Raw genomic sequence first — 10,878 nt, forward strand, 5'->3', positions numbered from 1 at the left:
GGCCCGCCCCCGGCCGTGTGCCGGGGGCGGGCCCGTCGCGCGCTCCGGCTCTCCACCCCGGCCCGGCCGCGCGCTCTCCCGCGCCCGCGGCGGATTCACCCGGATCACCGGCGCAGCCGGGTGAACACTCCCTGGACTCCACCCGAAGGGCGCACAGTCCGCACCGGCGCTGCCACGCTCCGGTGGCAGGCGGCGGCACGGTGGATGACGGTGGATCAGGCGCACCCCCCGCGAGTCCCCTTGTCCGGCACCGTGCCGGCAGTCGCGGTCCGCGCACCGAAAGGAACAACCTGATGCGTTCTGCACGCACCCTGCTCGCCGCGGCGGCCGTCGCCGCGGTCCTGACCGCCGGCGCCCCCATGGCCTTCGCCGACGGCTCCTCCTCCGACCAGGGCAAGAACCTCACCTGGCAGGAGAAGCCCGCCGACGGCTCGAAGCCGGCCGACAGTTCGAAGCCCGCGGACAGTTCGAAGCCCGCCGACAGTTCGAAGCCCGCCGACGACAAGATGGGCGGTGCCGCCTCCCAGGAGCACAAGGGCACCGAGGAGCACAAGGGCTCCGGCGAGCACAAGGGCACCGAGAGCAAGGACGAGGAGCACACGACCCCGCACGGCGGCGTGCACACCGGCGGCGGCGGCCTGGCGCTGTCCGGCGGCGGCCTCGCCTCCGGCGCGGTGCTGCTGCTCGGCGGCCTCGGGGCCGGCGCCTACGCCCTGCGCCGCGGCCGCCGTGCCTCCGGCGCGGTCGCCTGACGCCCCGCACCCTGCTTCCGCCGCCTCCGGGCGCCTCCCCGGCCGGGACGGGGCGCCCCGGGGGTGGCGGGCCGTTCGGAACCGGTTGAGCGGAGGACAGGAATGACGGGCGGTCCCGCCTCTGGAATGCCCCGGCTGCTGCGCGCCGGGATGGGCGCGGCAGCGGTCGGTCTGCTGCTGATCTACAACTCGGTGGACACCGGGCCGCGCACCGACGAGGCGGCGACCCAGGCCGCTCCCCCGGCGGCCGCCGCGCCTGCCGTCCCCGGGCCGTCGGCCGCCTCCCCGCCGCCCGCGGCCGCCGTACCGGGTACGCCGGCGCTCAAGAGCGCCAAGCCGACCCGGCTGCGGATCCCGCAGATCGCCGTGGACGCGCCGTTCACCGAGCTGACCCTCGGCCCGACCGGCCAGCTCAACGCGCCGCCGCCGGACGACAAGAACCTGGTCGGCTGGTACCGCGACGGCGTGACCCCGGGCGAGCGCGGCAGCGCGGTCGTCGCCGGGCACGTGGACACCACCAAGGGCCCGGCGGTGTTCCTGCTGCTGAGCCTGCTGCTGCCGGGCAACAAGGTCGAGGTGAGCCGCGCCGACGGCACCGTCGCGGTCTTCTCGGTGGACTCGGTGGAGACCTTCGCCAAGGACGCGTTCCCCGACAAGAAGGTGTACGGCAAGACGCCCGACGCCCAGCTGCGCCTGATCACCTGCGGCGGCGCGTACGACAAGAAGCGGCGGGACTACCTGGACAACGTGGTGGTCTTCGCCCACCTGGAGTCCTCGCACAAGGCCTGACGCGGCGCCCGCACGGAACGACCGTCGGCCCCCGGTGTCCCCGGGGGCCGACGGTCGTCGTGTGCCGGACTGCCGCGTGAGCCGTGTCAGCCGCGGACGGTGGCCTCGAAGGCGTGCAGGTAGGGGTTGACCGGGCAGACCTCGGTGACCGTCAGGCCGGCTTCCTCCATCAGCCGGACCATGCTCTCCTCGGAGTGCTTGGCGCCGCCGACGTTGAGCATCAGCATCAGGTCCATGGCGGTGGTGAAGCGCATCGACGGGCTGTTGTCGACCAGGTTCTCCACCACCACGACGCGGGCGCCGGGGCGGGCCGCCCGCACCACGTTGGCGAGGGTGCGGCGGGTGCTCTCGTCGTCCCACTCCAGGATGTTCTTGATGATGTAGAGGTCGGCGCGGACCGGGATGTCCACCCGGCAGTCCCCCGGCACCAGCCGGGCCCGGGCCGAGAAGGGGCCGCCCTCCCGCAGCCGGGGGTCGGCACCGGCGACGACCTTGGGCAGGTCGAGCAGGGTGCCGTGCAGCGCCGGGTGCTTCTCCAGCAGGCTGGCCAGGACGTGGCCCTGGCCGCCTCCGATGTCGACCACCGAGTCGACGCCGGTGAGGTCCAGGTAGTCGGCGAAGTCCTGGGCGGACTGCCGGCTGGAGGTGGTCATCGCCTTGTCGAAGACCTTCGCCGAGTCGCCGCCCTCGCTGTGCAGGTAGTCGAAGAACTCCTTGCCGAACAGCTCGGGGAAGACGTTGCGGCCGGAGCGGACCGCCTCGTCCAGCTTGGGCCAGGCCTCCCAGGTCCACGGCTCGGTGCACCAGAGGGAGATGTAGCGCAGGGAGTTGGGGGCGTCCTCGCGCAGCAGCCGGGACATCTCGGTGTGCTCGAAGCGGTCGTCCCCGCTCTCGGCGAAGATGCCGTAGCAGGTGAGCGCGCGCAGCAGGCGGCGCAGTTGGCGGGGTTCGGTGTCGAGCGCGGCGGCGAGATCGGTGACGGTGGTCGGGCTGTCTCCGAGCGCGTCGGCGACGCCGAGCCTGGCGGCCGCGCGGACGGCGGCGGCGCAGGCCGCGCCGAAGACGAGTTCGCGCAGGCGCATCGCGGCCTGCGGGCCGGTGTGGGTGGGTGCGGTGGTCATTCGCGGTTCCTTGGGGGTGGGCGGCGGGGGGTCGGGGTGCTCAGCAGCGGCCGGAGGGCTCGGAACGCTCGCAGGTGTTGTGGGCGAAGGTGTTGCCGGCGCCGGCGTCGCGGTCGGCGAGGTCGGCCGGGGCGTTGCCGCTCAGGTGGTTGTCGGTGACGACGGCCCGGGTGTTGGAGGTGCCGACGGCGCTCTTGAAGAGGACGATGCCGCCGGAGAAGTCCGAGCTGCCGGTGTTGTCGCGGACCTCGTTGTCGGTGACCCGGGTGTCCTCGGTGCCGGTGAGCACGATGCCGGCGCCCTGGATGGCGCCCAGGCGCGGGTTGGCCGGGCAGAACTTGTTGTTGGCGACGACCCTGTTGTGCCGCACGTCGAGGTCCCCGGCGCGGGGCACGCCCTCGTCGCCGACCACGAAGACGCCGCCGCAGTTGCCGTTGATGTCGTTGCCTTCGACGGTCAGTGCGCGCAGCCGGCGGACGGTGACGCCGACCCGGTTGCCGGTCAGCTCGTTGCCCTCGACCACGGTGCCGCCGGTGTCGGGCGCGCCGCCCTCGCGGTAGGCGTAGTTGGCGAGGAAGACGCCGGACTGGCCGTTGTCGGTCGAGCGGTTGCCGATGATGGTGGCCTTGGTGGACATCTCCTGGCTGATGCCCTGCTGGGCGTTGTGGTGGACGTAGGTGGCACGGACGGTCAGGCCGGTGGTGCCGCTGGCGTCGATGCCGTTCTTGGTGAAGCCGGTGACGGCGAGGGCCTCGATCGTGGTGCCGGCCAGCGGGGCCTGCTCGGTGCCGACCACGCAGATGCCGTGCCCGGCGGTGGCGCAGGCGTTCTCCGTGCCGGTGCCGGGGGTGATCACGGTGTCGGCGCCGGATCCGCGCAGGGTGAGGTCGGCGGTGGTGATGCGGACGCTGCCCCGGTAGGTGCCGGGGAGCAGTTGGACGGTGTCGCCGGGCTTCGCGGCGTCGACGGCCTGCTGAACCGATTCGCCCGGCTGGACGAGGTGCAACGTGCCGGCGGCCGCGTGCGCCGGGGGCACGGCGGCCAGGGCGGTGAGGGCGGTGGTCAGGGCGGTGGCGGCGGCGGTGGCCGCGGCGAGGTGGTGGACCCGTCGCGTGGGCATGAGTGGTGACCTGTCTTTCGGCGCGCGCGGTGTTCGTGGGGTGTCGGGGCCCGGGCCGGCGGTGTGGACTGACGCGCTGTGCCCGGACGGTGACGGCCGGTGGGTGCGGCCGAGTCGACGGTACGGTCGCCCGGATGGGGTCGCCACCAGGGCTGGGCCGTGGGACTGACGGGGCGTCGGCCGGGAGTGGGGCGGCCCGGCGTGGCGCGCACCGGGCGGACATGACGCCGCGCCCGACCGCGGGGGGGGGCGGGGCGCGGGGGTGTTTCCCGGTGGGCGCGGGGCGGGGTCCGGTCGGTGCGGTGGGCCGGGGCGGGCACGTCGGTGTCCCGGGCCGGGCCAGCCGGGCACCCGGCCGCGTCCGCGGTGTCGACGGTGTGCACGTCGTTGGCGAAGCGGGGGTCGGACAGCACGGTGCGCACGTCCTGGTAGCGGACGGCGAGCCGGACCGGGTCCACGCCGGGGACGGTGGCGCGGGCGAGCGGGGCGCGTTCGCGCAGGTCGGCGAAGGCCCCGAAGGGGTCGCGGATCAGCTGGTCGGCGCGCAGGTCGACGGTCTCGACGGGTTCGGCGGTGGTCACGGTCGCCTCCTCGGGGTCACGGGTCCCCCTGGTCACGGATCGTGACGGAGCTGGAGGTCACCGGGCCTGGATTCCCCGCCCGATTCACTCGATGGAGTACAGAGGATCGTTTCGCCGGGCCCCGGGAGGTCAGGTCCTCGGGCGCCCGCGTCGACCCGTCGTCCGGCGCCCGCCTCGACCTGCCCGGCGCCGCCGCCCCGGCCCGTGACATGCTCGGGGCCATGACCACCGCGCTCGTACCGCCCGTCGCCACCGTCCGCAACCCGATCGGCGCCCACGTCCCGGTGGCCGGACGCGGGCTGGCCGGGACGGGACTGGCGTACGCACGACGGGTCGGTGCCGAGACGGTGCAGGTGTTCGTCGCCAACCCGCGCGGCTGGGCCACTCCCCCGGGCAACCCGGCGCAGGACGAGGAGTTCCGCACCGCCTGCGCCGACCAGGGCATCCCGGCCTGGGTGCACGCGCCCTACCTGATCAACTTCGGCTCGGACAACCCGGCCACCCGCGAACGCTCGGCCGACTCGCTGCGCCACTCGCTGCGCCGCGGACACGCCATCGGCGCACTCGGCGTGGTGCTGCACACCGGCTCGGCGGTCGGTACCGCGCCCGACGGCGGATCGCGCCGGGCCGAGGCGATGGCGCAGGTCCGCGAGGACGTCCGGCCACTGCTGGACGAACTCGACGCGCTCGGCGAGGACGCGCCCTGGCTGCTGCTGGAACCGACCGCCGGCCAGGGCAGCTCGCTCTGCTCACGGCTGGAGGAACTGGCCGAGTACGTCGAGGCCCTGGACGGCCACCCGAAGGTCGGGGTCTGCCTGGACACCTGCCACGCCTTCGCCGCCGGGCACGATCTGGCGGCACCCGGCGGGGTGACGGCCGCGCTGGACGCCCTGGCCTCCGCCGCCGGTCCGGGCCGGCTGCGGCTGATCCACGCCAACGACTCCGAGGACGTGGTCGGTGCCCGCAAGGACCGGCACGCCAACATCGGCGCCGGGATGATCGGCGCGGAACCGTTCCGCGAGCTGTTCGAGCACCCGGAGACGGCCGGCGTGCCGCTGCTGGTGGAGACCCCGGATCGCAAGCACGGCGGGGACGGCACGGGCCACGCGCTGGACATCACGGTGCTGAAGGAGCTGCGGGAGCGGGCGGCGGTCCGCGTCTGAGCGCTCCGGGCCCCGGCGTTCCGGCGTTCCGGTCCGTATCCGCGTCGGCCTCCGCGTCCTCGCCTGGAGCTGCCGGATGACGGGGCCGGTGGCAGGCTGGAACGGATCACTGCCGCCGGCCTTCCAGGGGGTCGTTTCATGTCTCCGACCCGGAACCTCGCCGCGCTGCCGTGCGGGCGCCGCAGCAAGTGGGTGGTGCTCGCGCTGTGGCTGGTACTGCTGGTGGCCGCCGGTCCACTGGCCGGGAAGCTGATGGGCGCCGAGGACAACCAGGCGTCCAGTTGGCTGCCCGGCAACGCCGAGTCCACCCGGGTGCTCGACGAGCAGCGGGTCTTCCAGCCGGTGGACACCGCCCAGGCCGTCGTGGTGTACCAGCGGGCCGGTGGCATCACCCCCGCCGACCGGGCCGAGGCCACCCGCGACGCCGTCCAGTTCGCCGCCGTGCCGCACGTCGTCGGACCGGTGAACGGTCCGGTGGTGTCCACCGACGGCCAGGCCATGCAGACCACCGTGCCGATCGACATCGGCAGCAACGGCTGGAACGACCTCAAACCCGCCGTCGACCAGCTGCGCCGGATCGCCGCCGACGGCAGTCAGGGCATGATCACCCACGTGACCGGGCCCGGCGGAGTCGCCGCCGACCAGGCCGAGGCCTTCGCGGGCATCGACAGCTCGCTGCTCGTCGCCACCGTCAGTGTGGTGATCATCCTGCTGCTGCTCACCTACCGGAGCCCGGTGTTGTGGGTCCTGCCGCTGGTCTCGGCGGCCGGGGCGCTGGTCGTCGCCGAGGCGATCATCTACCTGCTCGCCAAGCACTCCGGTCTGACCGTCAACGCGCAGAGCGCCGGCATCCTGATCGTCCTGGTGCTCGGCGCGGGGACGGACTACGCGCTGCTGCTCACGGCCCGCTACCGGGAGGAGTTGCGCCGCCACCAGGACCGGCACGAGGCGATGGCGTTCGCCCTGCACCGGGCCGGGCCCGCCATCCTCGCCTCCTCGGCGACCGTGATCATCTCCATGCTCTGCCTGCTGGTCGCCCAGATGAACTCCACCAGCGGCCTCGGCCCGGTCTGCGCGATCGGCGTCCTGGTCGCCCTCGTGGCCATGCTCACCCTGCTGCCCGCCCTGCTGGTGATCGTCGGCCGCTGGGTGTTCTGGCCGGTCCGGCCCGGGTACGGCACGCCGGAGCCGACCAGGACCGGCCGCTGGGCGCACATCGGCACCTGGATCGGACGCCGGCCGCGCAAGGTGTGGGTGACCACGGCGCTGGCGCTCGGGGTCTGCTGCATCGGACTGGTCTCGCTCGACGCCAACGGCCTCAGCACCGCCGGGACCTTCACCGGCAAACCGGACTCGGTGATCGGCCAGCAGGTGCTGGAGCAGCACTTCCCCGGCGGAACGGGCGCACCGCTCACCGTCATCTCCACCGACACCGGCGCGCCCGCCGTCCGGGACGCCGCCAGGACGACGGCCGGGGTCGCGGCCACCACGCCGCCGGTCATCCGCGAAGGGCAGGCCCTGTTCCAGGCCACCCTCGCCGACCCGCCGGACAGCCAGGCCGCCAAGGACACCGTCGACCGGGTGCGGGCCGCCGTGCACGCCGTGCCGAACGCGGACGCCAAGGTCGGCGGGAGCACCGCCGTCGTACTGGACGCCGGGCGCGCCTCCGCCGCCGACAACCGGGCGATCATCCCGCTGGTCCTCGGCGTGGTGCTGCTGATCCTGGCGTTGCTGCTGCGGGCCGTCACGGCGCCGCTGGTGCTGATCGCGACCGTGGTGCTGTCGTACGCGGCGGCGCTCGGGATCAGTGCGTTCTTCTTCGCGCACGTCTTCCACTTCCAGGGCCAGGACAACGCGTTCCCGCTGTTCGTCTTCGTCTTCCTGGTCGCGCTGGGGATCGACTACAACATCTTCCTGATGACCCGGATCCGGGAGGAGTCCGCCCAGCACGGCACCCGGCAGGGGGCGCTGAACGGGCTGTCCGCCACCGGTGGCGTGATCACCTCGGCCGGCCTGATCCTGGCCAGCACCTTCGCCGTGCTCGGCACCCTGCCGATCGTGGGCTTCGCCGAGATCGGCTTCGCGGTGGCCCTCGGCGTGCTGCTCGACACCCTGATCGTGCGTTCGGTGCTGGTCACGGCGCTCACCATGGACCTCGACCGGCACATCTGGTGGCCGGGGCGGCTGTCCCGACCGGACGCGGTCGCGGCCCCGGTCGCGGCGGCTCCGCCGGGCGGACAGGAGTGAGCCCGGGAACCGCTGCGGCGGTTCCCGGGCCCGGTCCTCGATCGACAGCCGGTCAGGCGTCGGTCAGCAGTCGCCGATGCACTTGTCGTCGGAGTGCTCGTGCGCGTTCAGCCAGCTGGCGTGCGGGCCGAACAGGCCGACACCGGCCGAACCCGTCTCCAGGCTCGCCGAGCTGGACGAGTCCGACGCGTGCCAAGCGGCCATCGCCGGCACCGGCACCGCGAAGGCGGCGGCGCCCGTCACGGCGGCGATCACGGCGAGCTTGCGGACGTTTCCACGAAACGACATCAGATGTCCTTTGGGTGGTCTCTGGCATGGAAAGGAGAAGCGCCCCGGGGCCGGCCACAAGCACACCCGGCCACCCCGCAGCACCGGCACAGGTTTGCACACGAACGCGCACGAACCCGCCTCCATCGCAACCCGACTGAGGCATTCGGGTGATGCAACTCCCCCTCCCGGACGAACCAGGGGCCCGTTCGCGCATGCGGTCGATCGGCCGGGCGGACCGCGCCGGACGAGTGCCCGCCGGGCCGCCGCCGCACCGCAAGACTTGCGGCGAAGCGCCGGACCGGCTGAACAAATCCCGTCGATTTGGTGCAAGGTGTCGCCCGGTCCGAGCATGAACGGTCGCTCCGCACCCTCCGCGCGCTCCACCGAGCGTTCCACCGGACGCTCCACCGAGTGCCCCGCCGGGCGCTCCACCGAGCGCTCCGCCGGAGGTCGAGCAGGACCACGAAAGGCGCACCACCCACATGCAGACCAGCCCCGCCGCACCCCGGCAGGCGACCCGACCGAACGCCCCGGAGACCCCGGCCCCGGTCGACCCCACCCCCGCGAAGAACGGCCGCTTCGGGCTCGCGACCGCCACCGCCCTGGTGACGGGCAACATCATCGGCGGCGGCATCTTCATGATCCCGGCCGCCGTCGCCCCGTACGGGACGGTCAGCCTGGTCGCCTTCGCGGTGCTCACCGTGGGCGCGATCGCGCTGGCCCTGGTCTTCGGGCAACTGGCCCGCCGCAACCCGCGCACCGGCGGACCGTACGTCTACGCCCGGGAGGCCTTCGGTGACTTCGCCGGCTTCCTGTCCGCCTGGTCGTACTGGATCACCACCTGGGTCAGCAACGCCGCGCTCGCCGTCGCCGCCGTCGGCTACCTCGACGTGCTGCTGCCCGTCGGCCACTCCACCGCGCTCAGCATCACCGCCGCGCTGGCCTTCCAGTGGCTTCCCGCGCTGGCGAACCTGGCCGGGACCAGGTACGTCGGGGCCGTCCAACTCGTCTCCACCGTCCTGAAGTTCGTCCCGCTGCTCCTGGTCTCGGTCGGCGGCCTGTTCTTCTTCGACCCGAAGAACCTCGGCCCCTTCGACGGCAACGGCCAGGGCTGGGCGGGCGGCATGACCGCCGCCGCGGCGATCCTGCTGTTCAGCTACCTGGGCGTGGAGTCCGCTGCGATGAGCGCGGGCAAGGTCCGCGACCCGGAGCGCAACGTCGGTCGGGCCAGCGTGCTCGGCACCACCGGCGCGGCGGTGGTCTACCTGCTGGGCACGCTCGCGGTCTTCGGCAGCGTCGCACACGAGCGGCTGGTCCACTCCGCCGCACCGTTCTCCGACGCCGTGGACGCCATGTTCGGCGGCTCCTGGGGTGGCACGGCGATCGCCGTCGCCGCACTGGTCTCGATGACCGGCGCCCTCAACGGCTGGACCCTGCTGGCCGCCCAGGCCCCGTACGCGGCCGCCAAGGACGGCCTGTTCCCGGCCGCCTTCGGGAAGGAACGGCGCGGCGTGCCGGTCTTCGGCGTGGTGGTGAGCGTCGCCCTGGCCTCGGCGCTGACCGTCCTCGACTTCGCCAGCGGCGCGAAGGGCGCCTTCGACACCCTGGTGCTGGTCACCACCTTCACCGCCACCGTGCCCTACCTGCTCTCCACCGCCGCCCAGTTGTACTGGCTGGTCCGCGGCGCCACCGACAAGGTGGACAACGGCCGGCTCGTCCGCGACGCGGTGCTCGGGCTCGGCGCCTTCGTCTTCTCCCTCTGGCTCCTGGCCGGCGCCGGCTACGCGGCCGTCTACCAGGGCGTGCTGTTCCTGTTCGCGGGGATCCTGGTCTACGTCTGGATGGCGGGACGGCGCCGCAGCTGACCTCCGGGTCGGCGGCCGGGCCACCGGACGGGCGCCCGACTCCCTTGCCGATTGCCGGATTCGTCCGGCAATCGGCAGGCAATGGACCGGTAAAGACCGGTTGTCCACGAGGATTTCACCTCCCGGGTCTACCCGCGTAGCCGACGGGTTCGCCACACTGGCGCACGCAACTCAGCAGCTCATCCGATGAGATGATGGAGCGTTCGCCATGGCCCCCACCGCGTCCATACGCCGGTTCCTGTCCTGCCTCCCGGCCGCCGCCGCACTCGCCGCCGCCACCGTGCTCACGGCCGGCACCCCCGCCCAGGCCGCCCTGCCGACCCCGATCTCCGCAGCCACCGCCCGCACTTACCTCGCCGCGATGCCCGCCACCGCCGAGAGCCACGCGAGCACCTACGACCGGACGCTGTTCCCGACCTGGATCACCATCAGCGGCACCTGCGACACCCGCGAGTGGGTCGTCAAGCGGGACGGCAGCAACGTCGCCACCGACACCTCCTGCAAGGCCACCAGCGGCAGTTGGTCCTCGCCGTACGACAACGCGACCACCACCAACGCCTCCTCGTTCGACGTCGACCACCTGGTGCCGCTCTCCGAGGCCTGGGCCTCCGGCGCCTGGTCCTGGACCACCGCCCAGCGCCAGGCCTTCGCCAACGACGTCACCCGCCCCCAGCTGCTCCTGGTCTCCGCGAGCAGCAACCGCTCCAAGGGCGACCGCGACCCCGCCGAGTGGCTCCCCCAGGCCTCCTACCGCTGCACCTACGCCCGCGCCTGGGTCCAGGTCAAGCAGTACTACGGCCTCGGCGTCGACAGCGCCGAGAAGACCGCGCTGACCGGCATCCTCAACGGCTGCTGACCGGCGTCCCCCTGACGGCGCCGCATCGACGGCACCCGAGTGACGGCGCCCCTTCGACGGCGCCCGAGTGGCGGCACACGTGCAACGGCGCCCCGCACCGGCCCTCCGGGTCAC

10 protein-coding genes are annotated in these 10,878 nt (G+C 73.5%); 6 read left to right on the forward strand and 4 right to left on the reverse strand.

Annotated features, from left to right (window positions below):
• Positions 1-293: 293 nt before the first annotated feature.
• On the forward strand, positions 294-752 hold the full coding sequence (locus ACFV04_RS36875; protein WP_380345470.1) for a hypothetical protein: 459 nt from the start codon (positions 294-296) through the stop codon (positions 750-752).
• 102 nt (positions 753-854) lie between these two features.
• Positions 855-1,541, forward strand: a complete 687-nt coding sequence (locus ACFV04_RS36880) for a class F sortase (RefSeq protein ID WP_380535281.1) — start codon at positions 855-857, stop codon at positions 1,539-1,541.
• An 86-nt stretch (positions 1,542-1,627) separates the two neighbouring features.
• Here the strand turns inward: ACFV04_RS36880 and ACFV04_RS36885 are convergent, their stop codons facing one another.
• The 3 genes from ACFV04_RS36885 to ACFV04_RS36895 are packed head-to-tail and all read right to left on the reverse strand — an operon-like array spanning position 1,628 to position 4,363.
• Positions 1,628-2,662 carry a methyltransferase gene (locus ACFV04_RS36885; RefSeq protein ID WP_360258225.1) on the reverse strand — a complete coding sequence of 345 codons (1,035 nt, stop codon included), beginning with the start codon at positions 2,660-2,662 and terminating at the stop codon, positions 1,628-1,630.
• A gap of 40 nt (positions 2,663-2,702) precedes the next feature.
• Positions 2,703-3,782, reverse strand: coding sequence for a nitrous oxide reductase family maturation protein NosD (locus tag ACFV04_RS36890; RefSeq protein ID WP_380535283.1), 1,080 nt, complete (start codon positions 3,780-3,782; stop codon positions 2,703-2,705).
• Positions 3,725-4,363 (reverse strand): hypothetical protein, encoded by a 639-nt coding sequence (locus ACFV04_RS36895; RefSeq protein ID WP_380535285.1) that lies wholly within the window; start codon positions 4,361-4,363, stop codon positions 3,725-3,727. Before ACFV04_RS36895 ends, ACFV04_RS36890 begins: the two co-directional genes overlap by 58 nt.
• A 221-nt stretch (positions 4,364-4,584) precedes the next feature.
• On the opposite strand from ACFV04_RS36895, the gene ACFV04_RS36900 reads away from it, so the two are divergent.
• Both ACFV04_RS36900 and ACFV04_RS36905 read left to right on the forward strand, forming a co-directional pair.
• Positions 4,585-5,526 carry a deoxyribonuclease IV gene (locus ACFV04_RS36900; protein ID WP_380535287.1) on the forward strand — a complete coding sequence of 314 codons (942 nt, stop codon included), beginning with the start codon at positions 4,585-4,587 and terminating at the stop codon, positions 5,524-5,526.
• 138 nt (positions 5,527-5,664) lie between these two features.
• Positions 5,665-7,773 carry an MMPL family transporter gene (locus ACFV04_RS36905; protein WP_380535288.1) on the forward strand — a complete coding sequence of 703 codons (2,109 nt, stop codon included), beginning with the start codon at positions 5,665-5,667 and terminating at the stop codon, positions 7,771-7,773.
• A gap of 63 nt (positions 7,774-7,836) precedes the next feature.
• Here the strand turns inward: ACFV04_RS36905 and ACFV04_RS36910 are convergent, their stop codons facing one another.
• Positions 7,837-8,061 carry a hypothetical protein gene (locus tag ACFV04_RS36910; RefSeq protein WP_380345458.1) on the reverse strand — a complete coding sequence of 75 codons (225 nt, stop codon included), beginning with the start codon at positions 8,059-8,061 and terminating at the stop codon, positions 7,837-7,839.
• Positions 8,062-8,525: 464 nt separating this feature from the next.
• Here ACFV04_RS36910 and ACFV04_RS36915 point away from each other — a divergent pair, with 464 nt between their 5' ends.
• Together ACFV04_RS36915 and ACFV04_RS36920 are read left to right on the forward strand one after the other, a co-directional pair.
• Positions 8,526-9,908 (forward strand): amino acid permease, encoded by a 1,383-nt coding sequence (locus ACFV04_RS36915; RefSeq protein WP_380345456.1) that lies wholly within the window; start codon positions 8,526-8,528, stop codon positions 9,906-9,908.
• 208 nt (positions 9,909-10,116) lie between these two features.
• On the forward strand, positions 10,117-10,764 hold the full coding sequence (locus ACFV04_RS36920; RefSeq protein WP_380535290.1) for an HNH endonuclease family protein: 648 nt from the start codon (positions 10,117-10,119) through the stop codon (positions 10,762-10,764).
• Positions 10,765-10,878 lie beyond the last annotated feature (114 nt).

Source organism: Kitasatospora sp. NPDC059599, assembly GCF_042735125.1.
Taxonomy (GTDB): domain Bacteria; phylum Actinomycetota; class Actinomycetes; order Streptomycetales; family Streptomycetaceae; genus Kitasatospora.